This is a genomic window from Mesorhizobium sp. P2_C7, from assembly GCF_056404515.1.
The window spans coordinates 62084-78377 of the sequence record NZ_JBFUDW010000021.1 but is presented as its reverse complement, the minus strand read 5'-3'; the positions used below and the strand labels follow the sequence as shown (position 1 = coordinate 78377).

The 16294-nt window shown below is 62.6% G+C and carries 15 protein-coding genes; 7 read left to right on the top strand and 8 right to left on the bottom strand.

Going from position 1 to position 16294, the window contains the following annotated elements; all coding sequences use genetic code 11:
- Nucleotides 1–250: 250 nt before the first annotated feature.
- Nucleotides 251–1057, bottom strand: a complete 807-nt coding sequence (locus AC1D2G_RS31840; protein WP_477397064.1) for a MipA/OmpV family protein — start codon at nucleotides 1055–1057, stop codon at nucleotides 251–253.
- Nucleotides 1058–1253: 196 nt separating this feature from the next.
- Here AC1D2G_RS31840 and AC1D2G_RS31835 point away from each other — a divergent pair, with 196 nt between their 5' ends.
- The gene (locus tag AC1D2G_RS31835) at nucleotides 1254–1808 is read left to right on the top strand and encodes an HdeD family acid-resistance protein (RefSeq protein ID WP_477397062.1); all 555 of its coding nucleotides are present in this window, start codon (nucleotides 1254–1256) and stop codon (nucleotides 1806–1808) included.
- A gap of 223 nt (nucleotides 1809–2031) precedes the next feature.
- On the opposite strand, the gene AC1D2G_RS31830 is transcribed toward AC1D2G_RS31835, so the two are convergent.
- Both AC1D2G_RS31830 and AC1D2G_RS31825 read right to left on the bottom strand, forming a co-directional pair.
- Nucleotides 2032–3012 carry a bifunctional riboflavin kinase/FAD synthetase gene (locus tag AC1D2G_RS31830; RefSeq protein WP_477418985.1) on the bottom strand — a complete coding sequence of 327 codons (981 nt, stop codon included), beginning with the start codon at nucleotides 3010–3012 and terminating at the stop codon, nucleotides 2032–2034.
- A 6-nt stretch (nucleotides 3013–3018) separates the two neighbouring features.
- The gene (locus AC1D2G_RS31825) at nucleotides 3019–3879 is read right to left on the bottom strand and encodes a TIGR01459 family HAD-type hydrolase (protein ID WP_167392152.1); all 861 of its coding nucleotides are present in this window, start codon (nucleotides 3877–3879) and stop codon (nucleotides 3019–3021) included.
- Nucleotides 3880–4113: 234 nt separating this feature from the next.
- On the opposite strand from AC1D2G_RS31825, the gene AC1D2G_RS31820 reads away from it, so the two are divergent.
- Together AC1D2G_RS31820 and AC1D2G_RS31815 are read left to right on the top strand one after the other, a co-directional pair.
- On the top strand, nucleotides 4114–6099 hold the full coding sequence (locus AC1D2G_RS31820) for a TadE/TadG family type IV pilus assembly protein (RefSeq protein WP_477418983.1): 1986 nt from the start codon (nucleotides 4114–4116) through the stop codon (nucleotides 6097–6099).
- A gap of 123 nt (nucleotides 6100–6222) precedes the next feature.
- The gene (locus AC1D2G_RS31815; protein ID WP_477418982.1) at nucleotides 6223–6855 is read left to right on the top strand and encodes a LysE family translocator; all 633 of its coding nucleotides are present in this window, start codon (nucleotides 6223–6225) and stop codon (nucleotides 6853–6855) included.
- 30 nt (nucleotides 6856–6885) lie between these two features.
- Here the strand turns inward: AC1D2G_RS31815 and AC1D2G_RS31810 are convergent, their stop codons facing one another.
- Both AC1D2G_RS31810 and AC1D2G_RS31805 read right to left on the bottom strand, forming a co-directional pair.
- Nucleotides 6886–7038 (bottom strand): hypothetical protein, encoded by a 153-nt coding sequence (locus AC1D2G_RS31810; protein WP_477418980.1) that lies wholly within the window; start codon nucleotides 7036–7038, stop codon nucleotides 6886–6888.
- 97 nt (nucleotides 7039–7135) lie between these two features.
- Nucleotides 7136–7960, bottom strand: coding sequence for a DUF2189 domain-containing protein (locus AC1D2G_RS31805; RefSeq protein WP_477418978.1), 825 nt, complete (start codon nucleotides 7958–7960; stop codon nucleotides 7136–7138).
- A gap of 295 nt (nucleotides 7961–8255) precedes the next feature.
- On the opposite strand from AC1D2G_RS31805, the gene AC1D2G_RS31800 reads away from it, so the two are divergent.
- Together AC1D2G_RS31800 and AC1D2G_RS31795 are read left to right on the top strand one after the other, a co-directional pair.
- A complete protein-coding gene (locus tag AC1D2G_RS31800) occupies nucleotides 8256–9479 on the top strand; it encodes a TadE/TadG family type IV pilus assembly protein (protein ID WP_477418976.1) in 1224 nt (407 codons plus the stop codon).
- 79 nt (nucleotides 9480–9558) lie between these two features.
- Nucleotides 9559–10074 (top strand): CAP domain-containing protein, encoded by a 516-nt coding sequence (locus tag AC1D2G_RS31795; RefSeq protein ID WP_457151774.1) that lies wholly within the window; start codon nucleotides 9559–9561, stop codon nucleotides 10072–10074.
- 50 nt (nucleotides 10075–10124) lie between these two features.
- On the opposite strand, the gene AC1D2G_RS31790 is transcribed toward AC1D2G_RS31795, so the two are convergent.
- From AC1D2G_RS31790 to AC1D2G_RS31780, 3 genes are all read right to left on the bottom strand, one after another.
- On the bottom strand, nucleotides 10125–11657 hold the full coding sequence (locus AC1D2G_RS31790; protein ID WP_477397050.1) for a DHA2 family efflux MFS transporter permease subunit: 1533 nt from the start codon (nucleotides 11655–11657) through the stop codon (nucleotides 10125–10127).
- Between the two features lie 322 nt (nucleotides 11658–11979).
- Nucleotides 11980–13149: an HlyD family secretion protein gene (locus AC1D2G_RS31785; protein WP_477226374.1), complete on the bottom strand. Its 1170-nt coding sequence runs from the start codon at nucleotides 13147–13149 to the stop codon at nucleotides 11980–11982.
- Nucleotides 13146–13625 (bottom strand): MarR family winged helix-turn-helix transcriptional regulator, encoded by a 480-nt coding sequence (locus AC1D2G_RS31780; RefSeq protein ID WP_457151787.1) that lies wholly within the window; start codon nucleotides 13623–13625, stop codon nucleotides 13146–13148. Before AC1D2G_RS31780 ends, AC1D2G_RS31785 begins: the two co-directional genes overlap by 4 nt.
- Nucleotides 13626–13872: 247 nt before the next feature.
- Between AC1D2G_RS31780 and AC1D2G_RS31775 the strand changes: the two genes are divergently transcribed.
- Complete coding sequence (locus AC1D2G_RS31775; RefSeq protein ID WP_477306011.1) at nucleotides 13873–14478, top strand: CDP-alcohol phosphatidyltransferase family protein; 606 nt, start codon at nucleotides 13873–13875, stop codon at nucleotides 14476–14478.
- Between the two features lie 37 nt (nucleotides 14479–14515).
- Nucleotides 14516–16294 (top strand): bifunctional alpha/beta hydrolase/class I SAM-dependent methyltransferase, encoded by a 1779-nt coding sequence (locus AC1D2G_RS31770; protein ID WP_477418974.1) that lies wholly within the window; start codon nucleotides 14516–14518, stop codon nucleotides 16292–16294.

The following is a 16294-nucleotide window of genomic DNA, read 5'->3' as shown; positions in this document are numbered from 1 at the left end:
TGAGGTCGTTGCTTTGACGGATATCGTTTTCCCAAAACCGAAGCCACTTTTGGGCGATATGCGTTGATGATCTGGAAAAAGCGCGAGAGGCCGCGCGCAAAATTCCCGGCGGCTCCGGCGACCCCTCAGGCCGCCCGGAACACCGGGCCGGTAATTCGTATGGTCAGCGCGTGAAGGCGCGAAAAGCTCGTCATCGGTGGGCTTTTAGCGGAGATAGGCGCAAGAATAAAGTGTCTCTCGCTCGATTCCGTTACATCGTAAAATCGAAGCGGTAGCTGGTCGACACGCCGATCATGAACTGATTGCGGTCGCCGCGTTCCCTGACCAGGCTGGAATCGGCCGCCGGTCCCATCAGGCGCGAATATTCACCGAACAGGCTGGCGGTCATCGGCTCCGTCACCTTCCAGGTTATCGCGCCACCGAGGCCGGTCGACTTCAGGCCACCGCCGGGATGATATTCACTGAGCCCGGAGGCCACGGCCTCCTGTGCGTCGACGCCATAATAGGCATCAAAATATTTTTCCGAGGCGAAGGAGACACGCGGTCCCCCAGAAATCCGGACAGTTGGCGTGACATCATAAAAAGCGTCGGCGGCGATATCGGCGACAAAGCCGTTATGGGCGCGGATGCCGTGGCGCAGCTCGGCGCGTGCGCGCAGCCAGTCGGTCGGATAGAATTCGAAGAAGCCGCCGACCTCGCCGCCCCAGCGCACCGGATCGAGGCCCTTCAGTTCATCGGCATTGTCGTCATCACGGGAAAACAGGAACTTGCCGGTCAGGCCGGCGCGAACGCCGCCATCGTCGATCAAGGCCAGCGAGATGTTGTCGTTACGCGAGGTGAAGCGGGCCGCCGGTCCGGCCTTGCCCAGCGAGATGATCGGCGAGGCGCTGAGCAGGTATTTCTTGCCGCCCTCGAAGTCCGGCGCGATCATGCCGGTTGCGCCAACGGTCAGATACCAGTCGCCGGACAGCCAGCTGCCCTCGCCCGCATTGGCGGCGCCCGCACCACCCAGCAGCGCAGCGGCCACCACCACAGAGATTCTTCTGACCGGAATCATGGCCACTCCACTACCACAACGCGCACTGTTTACCGATGACAGCTTTGAAGGCCGTTTGGTAAAATTTGATTTAAATCCGAGACGTCCGATCACGGATTGCAGCGCTGCAGCTTTCGGCCATCGACTGGACGTTGGCAAGCGCCGGGATTAACCTCCGCCCGGCAGTATCCCGCAGCCCCAGATGGAGACCGCGACAATGACCCTGCATGGCGACGCCTTGAGAACCGCGATGGAACAGACACGGACAAAATGGGGATGGTTCGTCGCGCTTGGCGTGCTGCTGCTCATCTTCGGCGGCATTGCCTTTGGCAATCTGTTCATCGCCACCGTGGCTTCGGTCTATGTCGTGGGTTGGCTGATGCTGATGGCCGGCGTGATCGAGATCGTGCATGCCTTCGGCGTCAAGACCTGGAGCCGGTTCTTCTACTGGCTGCTCAGCGGACTGCTCTATGCCATCGCCGGATTTTTCGCCTTCGACAATCCGCTGCTCGCTTCAGCGGTATTGACGTTCCTGCTGGCGATCGCGCTGATCGCTTCCGGGGTGCTCCGGGCCTGGGTCGGCTACAGCCACAGGCCGGAACCCGGCTGGGGCTGGATCGTCGCGGCCGGCATCATCAGCGCGCTTGCCGGCCTGATCATCGCCATGGGCTGGCCCGTCAACAGCCTGTGGGTGCTCGGGCTGTTTCTGGCGATCGACCTGATCTTCCAGGGCTGGACCTTCATCGCCGTCGGCCTGGCACTGAAAAAGTAAATTTTGCCTGGGCATGATCTTGCCCGAAACCGGTTCCCACTTTTCGGGACCATGCTTCTTGCCTGGGGATGATCTTGTCCGAAAACCGGTTCCCACTTTTCGGGACCATGCTTCTTGCCTGGGCATGATCTTGTCCGAAAACCGGTTCCCACTTTTCGGGACCATGCTTCTTGCCTGGGCATGATCTTGTCCGAAAACCGGTTCCCACTTTTCGGGACCATGCCTAGAAGGCCATGGCCGAGTCGAGTTCGGAGAGCGGCCTGACGCTGGCAAGCAGCGCGCGCGCCTCGGCTTCATCGTGCTTCATCTGCGCGACCAGCGCGTCGAGCCCTTCGAACTTCACCTCCGGGCGCAGGAAACCGAAGAAGGAAACCTGGCAGACCTCGCCGTAGAGGTCGCCTGAGAAATCAAAGACGAAGGTTTCCAGCAGCGGCGCGCCGTTGTCGTCGACGGTCGGGCGGCGGCCGAAGCTGGCGACACCGTCGTGAAGCGTGCCATCGGCGCGACGAAAGCGGACGGCATAGATGCCCTCCTTGAGCGCGGCTTCCGTGGAAAGCCTCATGTTCGCGGTTGGGAAGCCAAGCGTGCGGCCGAGCCGCTGGCCGCCCACAACCTCGCTTTCGACGGTGAAGCGATAGCCGAGCAGTCCGGCCGCCTCGGACACCGCGCCCTCGCTCAGCAAGCCGCGGATGCGGCTCGACGACACCACCTCGTGGCCCTCGTCACGAAAGGCGTCGACGAGCGTGACGCCGAAACCATGACGCTCGCCGGCCGCCATCAGGTAGGCCGGGCCGCCTTGACGGTCCTTGCCGAAATGGAAATCGAACCCGGTCACGGCGTGGGTAATGCCAAGGTTCCTTTCCAGCACATCGGTCACGAAGGCTTCCGCCGACAGCGAGGCGAAGTCGCGCGTGAACGGCTGCTCGACAAGCGCGGCAAAACCCAGCAACGACAGGAGCCTCGCCTTCATCGGCGGCGGCGTCAGCACGAACAACGGCATGTCAGGCTTGAAGACCTTGCGCGGATGCGGTTCGAATGTCAGCACCAGGGCCAGCACCTGGCGTCGCCCGGCCTCGGCCAGGGCTCGCTCGAGCACCGTCTGATGGCCGCGGTGGACACCGTCGAAATTGCCGATCGCCACCACGCCGCCACGCAAATCGGCGGGCAGCGGCGCGGTTGCCAAAATGTGCTGGAAGGCCGCCATCGTCACCTACCGCAGTCTGGGAATGACAGCCACCGGACGATACCCATGCTTTTCCAGGAAGGTCGCCAGCCTTGCCGGATCCGGTTGCAATGCATCGCCATAGTCGCGCGCATGGATGCCGCCGGACACATAGAGAACGTCGAAACCATTGTCGACCGCGCCCTTCACGTCGGTCATCATGCCGTCGCCGATGGCCAGCACCTGCGAACGCTCGATCGGCCGGCCAAGAATCTCGGCAACCTCCTTCATCGCGACGTTATAGATCGGCGCGTAAGGTTTTCCGGCGATCAAGGTGCGGCCGCCGAGCTGGGCATAGTCGCGTGCCAGCGCACCGGCACACCAGATGATGCGTTCGCCGCGCTCGACCACGATATCGGGATTTGCACAGATGAAGGGCAGGTTCCTGGCGCGCAGCCGCCGCAGAAGCTCCGTATAGTCCTCGGGCTTCTCGACCTCGTCATCGAACAGGCCGGTGCAGACGACGCCGGACGCCTCGAATTCCTCGACAAGTTCGACGTCGAGACCGTCGTAGAGAGTGAAATCGCGGTCGGCGCCGATATGGAAGATCTTTCGGGGGCCTTCGGCTATCAGGTCGCGGGTCACGTCGCCTGACGTCACGACACGGTCGTAGGCTGATGGCGGGACGCCGATCGCGTTCATCTGCGCCACGACATCGGCACTTCTGCGCGGCGAATTCGTGATCAGGACGATGGGGATTTCCGCCTCGCGAGCCCTCGCCAGCGCCGAGGCCGCGACAGGAAAGTGCGTCTCGCCATTGTGCACCACGCCCCAGACATCGCACAGGATTGCCGAATAGGGCTTCGACACGTCTTCGAGCGAGCCGATGATTTCAGGCGAATCCGCCATTCCGTTTCCTTCAGTCATGATCATTGCGAGCGCCGCGGCCGACGGTTCGCCGCAGCCGGTTCCGATTAACCGAACCGCCCCGGCCTGTCACCAGCTTTCGCCCGGATGCCGGATTGGTTAGCGGTTGGTGAAGCGCGGACCAAGCAATCGAGCGGTTTCCCAAACCCGTCCTTCAGCGTTTTGTGGAAAGTTGGCGCCTGATCAAGAATCCGCCGGCGGGGGCCGCAGCAAGACATGCATGAACTCTGGCGTCGGTTCTGCCGCGACAAACGCGGCAACTATGCTCTTATGACGGTCGTTGCGCTGGTTCCGCTGACGGGCGGCCTGGCGATGGCGGTCGACTACACCGAGATGAACCGTGAAAAGCAGACGGTGTTGAATGCGCTCGATGCCGCCAACTTCGCCACGGCGCGACGGCTGACGGAAGGTGCGACCGACGACCAGTTGAGAGCCTATGCGCTCGACTTCTTCAACGCCAACCTCAACAGCGTTGATCCCGCCAACGCGACGCTCAACGTCACCTTGCCGAGCAACTCCAGCGGCGGCGGCTTGCTCAAGATGAGCGCGCGTCTTGACTACCAGCCCTATTTCTTTCCTGCCTTCGGCCAGCTCATCGGCAAATCCCAAACCGACGCGAACCAGAAAATCAGCTTCGACGTCTCCTCGGAAGTGCGTCTGAAGAACACGCTGGAAGTTGCCCTGGTGCTCGACAATTCCGGATCGATGACCACGACCGGAACCGGCTCGGGGCAAAAGCGCATCGATCTTCTCAAAACTGCGGCCAAGCAGCTGGTCGACACGCTGGCCCTGCAAGCGGCAATGATCAAGCAGGTGGACAGGCCGGTGCAATTCGGCCTCGTGCCCTTTGCTGCCTCGGTCAATGTCGGTGCGAGCAACGGCAACGCATCGTGGATGGACACCGAAGGCCTGTCGCCGGTATCGAACGAGAACTTCGACTGGTCGACGCTGAACACGGCCAACAAATACGCCCAGCAGACCAACGGCATCTGGTACAAGCGCGGCTCCGGATGGGGTGCCGACGAAGGCCAGATGCTGACCCGGTTTTCGCTCTACCGCGACATGAAGGTCGTCACCAACCACGAGCGCGTCACCAACAGCAAACGCGTGGTGTGCGACGAGTACAACTCGAACAACACCTGCAAACGAAGCCACGACGAGTACGACTACATCGATTCCTATGGCCCGTTCGCCAGTTGGCAAGGCTGCGTCGAAGCCCGGCCCTACCCCTACAATGTCAACGACGCACCGCCGTCCGGCGGCTCGTCGAACACCGGCATAGGGGTCGGCGATCCAGCGACGATGTTCGTGCCGATGTTCGCCCCGGACGAACCCGGCAATCATTGGAAGCTCACCCAGGATCCCGATGAGGCCATGCCGACGACCTATGGCGCTGTGAACAGCTGGTGGAATGACAACCCGACGAGCAGCACCGGCCAATCCCGGCTGCGCAACATGGCCAAATATTTCCAGCCGCGGCCGATCGATGCGCCGGCGCTGCCGGCCGGAAACGGCCCGAACTACAGCTGCACCACCAACCCGATCACACCGCTGACCGATGTCAGCGTCACCGACGGACTGACCTCCATCAAGGCCGCGATCGACCTGATGCAGCCGAATGGCGGCACCAGCGTTCCCGAGGGCATGGCCTGGGGCTGGCGGGTGGTCTCAAGCGGCGAGCCGTTCACGCAAGGACGCCCGGAAACAGAAAGAGGCAACGACAAGGTCGTGATCGTGCTGACCGACGGCGCCAACACCTACTACACGCCTGCGTCGCTTGGCTATTCCGATCCCGCCGATTCGAAGTCGACCTACGCGTCCTACGGCTATCTCAACCCCGGCTACAACGGTACCTCGGTCGGCCGCATGTTTCTGGGGACATCGAGCGCCATTGGCCAGTTCGACTATTCGAACGGCAACTACACGAGCGCGCTCAACGAGCAGATGGCGACGCTTTGCAACAACGCCAAGGCAGCCAACATCATGGTGATGACGGTGGCGCTCGACTTGTCCACGACCAAAACCAGCGACCAGGCGGCGATCGCGGCGCTGAAGTCCTGCTCGTCGAACTCGCGCTTCCGCAAGGACCCGACGGATCCGAGCAAGCCGGCCAAGCTGTTCTGGAACGCCACCGGCGCCACCTTGTCGAACGATTTCAAGGAAATCGGCAACGAATTGTCGAACCTGCGCGTCGTCAGCTGATCCGGAGGCACTGGCAGCCATCTGGCGCAACGGCTGGCGGCGCCATGCCCTTGCGGACGCCTGCCGGTGCGGGCAGATATTGGCCGCTCGCTTCCGCACCGGGGTGCGCAGGGGAACCAACAGATGCCCGAAACCGCCAACCATCTCGCCTTTGCGCTGGTCTGCCTCGGCATGGTGCTGACGCCGGGCCCCAACATGATCTACCTGATCTCGCGTTCCCTGTCGCAAGGGCCAAAGGCGGGGCTGATCTCACTTGGCGGCGTCGCGCTTGGCTTTGTCTTCTATGTGCTGGCGGCGGCGTTCGGCATCACCGCACTGCTGCTTGCAGTGCCCTATGCCTATGACGCGCTGCGCTTTGCCGGCGTGCTCTATCTCTTGTGGCTGGCCTGGCAAGCGGTGAAGCCGGGGGGACGCTCGCCGTTCCAGGTGCGCGAGCTGCCGCGGGACGGGCCGCGCAAGCTGTTCGCCATGGGCCTGATGACCAATCTGCTCAATCCGAAGGTGGCCGTGCTCTATCTGTCGCTGCTGCCGCAGTTCATCAGCCTGGACAAAGGCCATGTCCTGTCGCAGCTGCTGGTGCTCGGTGCGACGCAGATATCGATCAGCCTCAGCGTCAATGCCATCATCGCGGTGACAGCGGGCTCGATAGCCACCTTCCTCGCCGGCCGGCCGCTATGGCTGGTTATCCAGCGCTGGATGATGGGCACCGTACTGATGGCACTCGCGCTGAAGATGGCGACAGACGCACAGCGCTGAGAGTGGAAGTACAAGCGGCGATCGCCGCCGTCAGCAGCCGAAGACTTCTTTCAGAAAAGCCCGAGAAACGCGCTTTCGAGTTGCACCGGGCTGGTCGGCGCTTGCCAGCGCAATATTGATGTTGCCAGCAATGCCAAAGCACATCAGCCAGACGACTTCTTGAGCACTCCCGACAGTTTCCACGCCATGGGTCAGTCTCCGTCACTTGGCCACAGCGGGCGCCGACAGGCCGAACATATCAGGCTTTGTCAGGCGCTCTTTGTTTGGCGTTCCGGCGTCGTCACATCGGCCGCCGGATTTGCTGCGCCCGTTCCGGCTCGACCACCTTGCGGTAGAGATGCCAGGTGGCGTGGCCGAGCACCGGCATGACTACGGCGAGCCCGGCAAACAGCGGGATCGAGCCGATCACCAGCAGCACGGCGACCATCAACCCCCACAGCGCCATCTGCAGCGGGTTTGCCATCACCGCGCGCGCCGAGGTCTCGATGGCCGAAACAGCGCCGACATCGCGGTCGAGCAACAGCGGGAAGGCAACCACAGTGGTGGCGAGCACGACAACGGCGAAGACAAAACCAGCGGCATTGCCGGCGAGGATCAGGGTCCAGCCCTTGCCGGTCGTCAGCACCTCTCTGACAAAGTCACTGATCGATGCCGGCGGCTGGTCGCCGAACAGGCCGGTGTAGATCGACTGCGCGGTGTAGAGCCACAACAGGAACAGCGCCACCAGCACGATACCGATCGCCGCGATCGACGGTATCGCCGGCGAGTGGCGCACATCGAGGGCATGCCGCCAGGAGGTGTTCATGCCGAGTTCGCGGCGGCGGCTGATCTCGTAAAGACCGATGGCGGCAAACGGGCCGACCAGCGCGAAACCCGACATCAGGGGATAGATGAGCTGGATGGCATTGGCGCCGGACGTCCATCGCGTCAGGATCAGGCCGACAACGGGGTAGATCAGGCACAGGAACACGTAGTGCGATGGTTTTGCCCAGAAATCCTCGGCGCCGAGGCGCAGCGCATCCCTGAGATCCGCCGTGGTGATGCTGCGCACCGTGGGCTGTACGTGCGCCCCGTGTGCGTCCGCCATGACATGAAAGCCGGCCATAACCTTCCTCCCGTGTGTCGGGGACGGTCACCGCCCGGATGGCCGCCCGCAGCTGCCACTAGTAGATGTAGCACCATAGCCGATTTGCCAGGGGTTGTCGCCGCGTCAATAGCTTGAAGCTGCTCCTCGTGCTCATCTCTCGCTGTCACCTCTCATATGGCCGTGCGTTGGCAGGCTTTCGTTTTGGTCGGCCATCTTGCTGCATTTAAGCATTACAAATTTTAGTAATTACTGAAATAGCGCGTAGAGACCCCCTGGCGTATCACTTGGGCTTTACAGGTTTTGGCGAGGGGCGATGTTCGTATTGAAGAGCTTCTGGTCTTCGGAGCGCGGCAACTTTGCCATGGCGACCGCCATAGCAATGTTGCCGATAATGCTTGTCGTGGCCGGTACCATCGATCTGACTGGCACGAGCGACGACGCCGCGCAATTACAGAATTCGCTGGACGCGGCTGGGCTTGCCGTCGGGACAAAGTACCTACCCAGCATGACCGCGAGTGATGTGCAGGAGCTTGGGCAGGCATTCTTTACGGCCAATATGAGCGTCGCCGACCAGCAGGAGTATACGGGCAGCGTCTCCGCCTTTTCGGCAAGCGCCAGCGGCGACCCGAGTGCCTATTACATCTCGGTTTCGTCCAGCATCAGCCGTCCGAGCTTCATCAATGGCGCGGCCCCCTGGCCAGCCCACCGCTCGGCGACGGTCAAGATGCACCCCGGCGCGCAGGCCTGTGTGCTGGCGCTCGATTCACATGCGTCGGCCGCCGTGAGCCTGCAGGGCTCGACCGATGTCTCTATGAGCAGTTGCGTGATCGCGGCAAACTCGGATGCGTCCGATGCTGTCAGCAGAGGCGGTTCGGCGCAGGTGTCGGCAGGCTGCGTCTCGACCGCCGGCGGCACTTCCGGGCTTTCGCCTCCCAACGCCAATCTTACCTGCGGTGCGCCGCTCGAACATCAATATGCGTCTTTCGACCCACTGGCGGACATCGTCCCACCTCCCTACACATTGTGCCTGCCCGTGCCGAACGGCAAAACTTACACGCTGTCGCCAGGCACGTATTGCGACAAGACCTTGTCGGGAAACATCACGCTCAATCCGGGCGTCTACATCCTGCGCGGCACCACCATAAAGCCGGGCGGCAACGGCAGCCTGAACGGCCAAGGCGTGACCATATTCCTCATGGAGGGCGCACAGACCTACATAAATGCAAATGAAATGGTGAACCTTTCCCCTCCCACCAGCGGTCCATACGCTGGCATTACCATTTTCGAGAGTCATGGCAACACTTCGGCCTTGACGCTGAATGGCGGCGCAAATTCCGTGATCAGCGGGTTCGTCTATGCGCCCGACGCGCCCATTTCCTTTGCCGGCAACTCAGATATGAGCGGTCAAGGCGACTGCCTAAGGCTTGTTGGCCTGACCGTGCAGATGACCGGCAACTCATCCATCAAGACCGACTGCACAGCCGTGCTTGGAAATCGCGAGATGTATGCAAGCCGCCTCATCACTCTGGTGAAATGAGCGGGCAACTGCCGTTTCGATTCCAGATTTCCACCGCCCTGCCCGGCAAAAGCCATGATCGCGACTATCTCAGGCAGGCATGACCACTACGGGAATCGAACACGAGCAGATCGCGAACTTGAACAGGCGCAAATGGCTCAAGGCAGTCGGCCTTGCAGCCCTGGCCGGGCTTGCCGCCTGCAGCACCGTTTCGCTGCCGACCGGCGAAGGCGCCGGCGTCTCCTCGTCCGCCACCGGCACGCTGGCCAGCATCCGCGCCTCGACCGGGCTTCCGCCGCTGGTCGCCGACCCACAGCTCGAGCAAGCCGCCCTGCAGCAGGCCGGCTACATGGCGCGGCGTGGCCGCATGAGCCACACCACCGGCTGGGGAAAGGATTTCGCCTCGCGCGTCAAGGACAATCGCATTGCCGGCGCCGCCGCAGAGAATATTGCCGAGGGCCGTTTCGACCTGCAGAAGCTGTTCGACATATGGGCGCATTCGCCCGGCCACCGGCGCAACATGCTCGACCCACGCTTCACCCGCTTTGGCCTCGCCTATGTGCGCGACGGCCGCGACGGCGCCCTGCGCTACTGGAGCCTTGTGCTCGGAAGGTGAGGGGATCCCTCTAGTTGGTCGTCGCCTTGAATTTCGAGGGCGACGACCAACTAGTCCATGTGTGCGGTGGGTGCGCCACCGGCCGGCGCCTGTTTTGGCTTGCGCAGCAGGAAAACAAACGGAATGGAAATCAGCGTCATCACCATGAGTATTTTGAAGTCATTGACGTAGGAGATCATCATCGCCTGCAGATTGACCATGCGATCCACCTCCGAAAGCGCCATTGGATCGCCGCTTGCGGCCGCCGGTGATACCGCCCACAAATTGGGGTTGAACGGATTGATGAAGGCCGAAAGCTCGGTGTGATTGACCTGCGTGTTGCGCACCATCAGAACAGTCACGACAGAAACGCCGATGGACGAGCCAAGATTGCGCACCAGGCTGAACAAGGCCGTGGCATCGGTGCGGAAGCGCACGTCAAGCGTGGCGAAGGCCACGGTCGACAGCGGCACGAACACCATTCCCATTCCCAGGCCCTGGATGACGCCGGAGCTGATGATCAGCCAGTTGTCCATCTGCGGCGTGAAGCTGGACATGGTGTAGAGTGACTGCGCGGTCAGCAGAAAGCCGATGACGACGAGGATCCTGGCGTCGATCTTGCTCATGATCCGCCCGACGACGAGCATCGAAATCATGGTGCCGATACCACGTGGCCCAAGGACAACGCCAATGGTGATGGTCGGATAGCCGAAGATGGTCGACAGCATTGGCGGCAGCAACGACATGCTCGCCAGGATGAGCACACCCATGACGAAGATGAACGCCAGCCCGGTGACGAAATTGCGGTCGAGGAATATCTTGGGATCGATGAAGGGATGTTCGGCCGTCACCGTGTGGATGATGAACACCCAGAAGCCGGTCAGCGAAAGACCAAGCTCGATCCAGATCTCATTCGAGGAAAACCAGTCGACCTCGCCGCCCCGATCGAGCAGCAGCTGCAGCGCGCCGACCCCAAGCGATATCATGGCGAAGCCGAAGAAATCGAAACCGCGTACCCGCCGGGCAACAGCCGGCAAATAGGCGGCCATGCCGAGGAAGGCGACAATGCCGACCGGCAGGTTGATGAAGAACACCCAGCGCCAGTTGAAATTCTCGGTCAGCCAGCCACCGAGCGTCGGGCCCAGAATTGGCCCGAGCATGATGCCGGCGCCCCAGATGGCCATCGCCTGGCCGTGGCGTTCCCTGGGGTTGATGTCGAGCAGGAAGGTCTGCGACAACGGCACGATCGCGGCGCCGAACACGCCTTGCATCAGCCGGAAGAACACTATGCTCTCCAGGCTCCAGGCGATGCCGCACAGCATCGAGAACACGGTGAAGCCGACCACCGCCGTCAGGAACAGTTCCTTGCGGCCGAAGCGGTCGGCCAGCCAGCCGGTGACCGGCGTCATGATGGCGGCGGCAACGATGTAGGACGTCAGCACCCAGTTGATGTTGTCCGGCGAGGCGCCGAGATCGCCGGTCATGGTCGGCAGCGCAACGTTGGCGATCGTCGTGTCGAGCGCCTGCATGATCGTCGCCAGCATGAGCGCGACCGTGATCAGGCCACGATGCGGCACTTCTTTGAAGGGTTCGGGCGTGCTCATGATGCAGAACTTCCGGCAGGTAACAAAATCGTGTAGAACAGGTTTCCGGGCGGCATGGCCTTCCGTTGAGAGACCCTCATTCGCGGTGGGACGCGATGGTCGATGTGGGGGTTACATCGACCGAAAGTCTCTGATGAGCGGATGCGTGCCGCCCGGAAACATGAGGACCGAGGGGTCCGTGTCGAAGATTTCAGATTCTGGTCGATCCGCGACGCGGCTCCAACCAAACGCTGGTTCTTCCACTCCTCCCATCAGACCAATCCTGCTACCGGCTTGCACCCGCTTGGTTCCCCCCGGGCTCGCGCCGATTTTACTCCGCCGCCTAGCCCGCCGTAGCGTGGCCGAATATGGCGGGAAACCCGCGGGCAACGCCTGTGTCGACTGTAACGGTCGCGCTCATGCCGGTGCGCAACGCCATCTTGGCGTCGGCATCGGTCAGTTCCAGGCGCACCGGAATGCGCTGCGTGACCTTGACCCAGTTGCCTGTGGCATTCTGGGCCGGCAGCAGGGAGAATTCGGCTCCCGTGCCGGCGCCGATTGCCTTGACCGTCGCCTCGAAGGTTCTGCCCGGATAGGTGTCGACCATGATCTCGGCCTTCTGGCCGGGCTTCATGTGGGTCAGCTGGGTTTCCTTGAAATTGGCGTCGATCCAGGTGTCGCCGGTCTCGACCAGCGAAAACAGCGGTGTGCCGGAGCCGACATACTGACCGACCTTGAACGACGAGGCCTGGCTGACGACGCCGTCGGCCGGCGCCTTGACTGTGGTCTGCGCCAGATCGTAGGCCGCCTTGTCGCGCGCGGCGAGCGCGGCCATCACGGTCGGGTGCTTGTCGGTCTCGATGTCTGGATTGCCGCCAAGGGCTGCCTTGGCGCTGATGATGCCTTGCTCGGCAACGGCCAGCTGCTGCTTTGCCTTGTCGAGATCGTTCTTGGCCTGGTCGAGCGATGACTTGGCGTTGATGCCCTTCTGGGCAAGGTCGGCGGCACGGTCGAACTGGGACTGGGCGAAGTCGACCTCACTGGCATCGGACCTTTGCTGTGCCATCGACTGGCCATAGGCCGCGCGCAGCTGCTCGACATTGAGACGCGCGCCCGCCACTGCGGCGTCGGCCTGGGCCAGCGCGATCCGGTAGGGCTCCGGGTCAATGGCAAACAGCACATCGCCCTGCTTGACCAGCTGGTTATCGGCGATGTCGACCTGAACGATGCGACCGGCCGTGTCGGAAGCGATCGACACCTTGGCCTGCTGCAGATTGGCGTTTTCCGTCTCCTGGTAGCGGCCGCCGGTGACCCAGACGTAACCGCCGCCGATAGCCAGCACCGCAGGCAGCGCAACCATCAGCAGGGAGCGGCCCAGCCGGCGCTTCTTCTTCACCGGCGCCGGGGCCGGCTGCATCGGAGGAGCAACCGCCACCGGGGCCGCGGCCGGCTGCGCCGGCGCGTCCATTTCCAGCTCGGTCACCTTCTCGTCTATCTTGGCTACCGCGTTCATGCTGCTGCGCCTTCTGCACTCTTCACTTTTTCAACGGACGGCGTCTCGTCGTCAGTCAGGTTGCGGACCATCGCCTCAAGTCCCTCGATCAGGACGCGACGGGCTTCCGGTTTCACGCCGACCAGCGATTCTTCATAGACTTCTCCCGCAATGCTCTTGATCACGGCGTAGGCGTCGCTCGCCTTGGGCGTCAGGAAGATCATGCGGACACGGCGATCGGCTGCGTCGGGGCGGCGCTCGATCCAGCCCCCCTCCTCCATGCGGTCAACCAGGCGCGAAACGCTGATCGGCTCGATTTCAAGAAGTTCGGCCAGCCGCGCCTGCGCGACACCATCTTCCTTGGCAACGCGGACCAGAAGCCGCCATTGCGCCGAAGAAAGCCCCAAGCCACTGGCCCTCGCCTCGAAGCGCTTGCGCATCAGGCGCTGCACGTCGTGGATCAAGAAGCCCAATCTGTCTATGCCATCAGAAACCATGAGCGGCATATATAATAAGCGTGCTTATTATTCAAGATGCCGGGTTGCACCAGAAACCGGCAAATGTGCATGACGGCCGTGCTTCGCAATCATGGTTAGCAGGCGGTGAACGTCTGGTCGGTGGCCATGGCAGTCGGCCCGCATCCACCACATCAGGATGTGCGCGCTAGAGAGGCGCCGCTTCGTGCCGCTGGTCGAGTGTGACAGATTGATGTACAGCCGCTGTCAGGATCGGGGGATCAACGAAATGCCGACGCTCTACGCTCTCAAGCCAGCTTTCCAGGGAAGGCTGCGGCCACTGGTCAATCGGCTGGCGGCGATCGGGATCACAGCAAACAGCATAACCATCCTTGCCGCCCTGATGTCGATCGCGGCCGGGACGGCCATCGCGATCTGGCATGACTGGCGCTCGCTGCTGCTCGTTCCCGTCGTGATGTTCGTGCGAATGGCGCTGAACGCCGTCGATGGCATGCTGGCGCGGGAACACGGGCAGGCCTCGACGCTCGGCATGTATCTGAACGAGTTTTGCGACGTCGTTTCGGACCTTGCGCTGATCCTGCCGTTCGCCGTCTTTCCACAGTTCGGCCCATGGGGCGTCGTCGCCTTCGCCCTCACCGCTGTGCTGACCGAGTTCGCCGGCGTGCTTGGCATCGCCGCCGGGATCGGGCGAAATTATGCCGGGCCGTTCGGCAAGAGCGACAGGGCGCTGGCGCTGGGCGTGGTCGCAGTGTTGTGCGCCGCCGGGCTCTGGCCGGCTTCCATCGCGCCGCTTGTGTTTCCTGCCATGGCAACGCTTTCACTGTTGACCGCCATAAACCGGATACGCGCTGGCCTTATTGGCAGCGCCAGCTAAGCATCGAGGCTTCGCCATGCCGCCCGAGGGAAAGACCATGATGCACGAACCGATCGCCGCGGAAAGCCTTGAGCGGCAAGCGCAAGAGCGTGTCTTCCGCAGCCATGACGGGACGGAGATCTTCTACCGCTTCTGGCCGGCAGCTTCGGCCAATGCCAAGGGCGCGGTCGTGCTCTTCCACCGCGGCCACGAGCATGGCGGTCGCATGGTCCATCTCGTCGACGAATTGCAGATGCCGGACCACGCCTTCTATGCCTGGGATGCCCGCGGCAATGGCCGCTCGTCCGGCGAGCGCGGCTATGCTCCTTCCTTCTCGGCCCTGGTGCGCGACATCGACTGCTTCGTGCGCGAGATCGCCGCCCGGGATGGCTTCGCCACGCAGGATATTGCGCTGATCGCGCAATCCTTCGGTGCCGTGCTCACTGCGGCCTGGGTGCACGACTATGCACCGAAGCTGCGTGCCATGGTGCTGGCTTCACCAGCCTTTTCGGTCAAGCTCTACGTGCCCTTCGCCAAGGAAGGCATCGCGTTCTGGCAGAACATCAAGGGCCGCTTCTTCGTCAATTCCTACGTCAAGGCGAAGTTCCTGACCCACGATCCCGTGCGCATTGCGTCCTTCGAGAGCGATCCGCTGATCACGCGGCCGATCGCCTCCAACATCCTGGTCGAACTCTACCAGCACGCGGCGCGCATCGTTGCGGACGCCCGCGCCATAACCGTACCGACGCAGCTTCTGCTTTCCGGCAGCGACTGGGTGGTGCGCCACGGCCCGCAGCACGCGTTTTTCGTCAATCTCGGCAGCCGCACAAAGGAACGCCACGTGTTGCCGGGTTTCTTCCACGACACGCTGGGCGAGCGTGACAGAGCGCAGGCCCTCGACCTGATCCGGCCGTTCCTGGAAAAGCAGTTCGCGTCGCCGGATGCGCCTGTCGACCTGAAGCAGGCTGATATCGCCGGGTACACGCGCGATGAGGCCGACAGGCTTGCGTCGCCGCTCGACCTCTTGTCGCCGAAAGGCCTCTATTGGGCATTCAGCCGTGCCTCCATCCGCATGGGCGCCTGGGTCTCGTCGGGCATGAAGGCGGGCGTCACCACCGGCTTCGATTCCGGGTCGACGCTGGATTATGTCTACGAGAACGACGCGCGGGGTCTTACGCCGCTTGGCCGCTTCGTCGACCGCATCTTCCTGGAAGCCATCGGCTGGCGCGGCATCCGCCAGCGCAAGCTGCATCTCGAAGAGCTGATCGGCTCTTGCCTGGCGACGCTCAAGGCCACCGGACGGCCAGCGCACATTCTCGACATCGCCGCCGGCCATGGCCGCTATGTTCTCGACGCTATCGTGAAGAGCCCCGACCAGCCGGCGAGCGTGCGCCTGCAGGATTACTCCGACCTCAATGTCCAGCTTGGCCGCAAGTTGATCGCCGAGCGGCAATTGCCGGCGAGCGTCTCGTTCCAGCGCGCGGACGCTTTCGATGCCGACATGCTCGCCTCGATCAATCCGGCGCCCGACCTCGCCATCGTTTCCGGCCTCTACGAACTGTTCTCCGACAATGCCATGATCGCCCGCTCGCTCGGTGGGCTTGCCCACGCCATGGAGCCGGGCAGCCTGTTGCTCTACACCAACCAGCCCTGGCATCCGCAGCTTGAGATGATCGCCCGCAGCCTGACCTCGCATCGCGGCGGCCAGGCTTGGGTGATGCGCCGGCGCACGCAAGGCGAGATGGACCAGCTCGTCGAAGCCGCCGGTTTCGACAAGCTCGAGCAGCGCATCGACCAATGGGGCATCTTCACCGTCTCGGTCGCACGGCGCCGCTGA

Excerpts from the sequence above, each read along its gene's own strand:
- AC1D2G_RS31840 (WP_477397064.1), bottom strand. The coding sequence starts at position 1,057 with ATGATTCCGGTCAGAAGAATCTCTGTGGTGGTGGCCGCTGCGCTGCTG.
- AC1D2G_RS31835 (WP_477397062.1), top strand. The coding sequence starts at position 1,254 with ATGACCCTGCATGGCGACGCCTTGAGAACCGCGATGGAACAGACACGG.
- AC1D2G_RS31830 (WP_477418985.1), bottom strand. The coding sequence starts at position 3,012 with ATGGCGGCCTTCCAGCACATTTTGGCAACCGCGCCGCTGCCCGCCGAT.
- AC1D2G_RS31825 (WP_167392152.1), bottom strand. The coding sequence starts at position 3,879 with ATGGCGGATTCGCCTGAAATCATCGGCTCGCTCGAAGACGTGTCGAAG.
- AC1D2G_RS31820 (WP_477418983.1), top strand. The coding sequence starts at position 4,114 with ATGCATGAACTCTGGCGTCGGTTCTGCCGCGACAAACGCGGCAACTAT.
- AC1D2G_RS31815 (WP_477418982.1), top strand. The coding sequence starts at position 6,223 with ATGCCCGAAACCGCCAACCATCTCGCCTTTGCGCTGGTCTGCCTCGGC.
- AC1D2G_RS31805 (WP_477418978.1), bottom strand. The coding sequence starts at position 7,960 with ATGGCCGGCTTTCATGTCATGGCGGACGCACACGGGGCGCACGTACAG.
- AC1D2G_RS31800 (WP_477418976.1), top strand. The coding sequence starts at position 8,256 with ATGTTCGTATTGAAGAGCTTCTGGTCTTCGGAGCGCGGCAACTTTGCC.
- AC1D2G_RS31795 (WP_457151774.1), top strand. The coding sequence starts at position 9,559 with ATGACCACTACGGGAATCGAACACGAGCAGATCGCGAACTTGAACAGG.
- AC1D2G_RS31790 (WP_477397050.1), bottom strand. The coding sequence starts at position 11,657 with ATGAGCACGCCCGAACCCTTCAAAGAAGTGCCGCATCGTGGCCTGATC.
- AC1D2G_RS31785 (WP_477226374.1), bottom strand. The coding sequence starts at position 13,149 with ATGAACGCGGTAGCCAAGATAGACGAGAAGGTGACCGAGCTGGAAATG.
- AC1D2G_RS31780 (WP_457151787.1), bottom strand. The coding sequence starts at position 13,625 with ATGGTTTCTGATGGCATAGACAGATTGGGCTTCTTGATCCACGACGTG.
- AC1D2G_RS31775 (WP_477306011.1), top strand. The coding sequence starts at position 13,873 with ATGCCGACGCTCTACGCTCTCAAGCCAGCTTTCCAGGGAAGGCTGCGG.
- AC1D2G_RS31770 (WP_477418974.1), top strand. The coding sequence starts at position 14,516 with ATGATGCACGAACCGATCGCCGCGGAAAGCCTTGAGCGGCAAGCGCAA.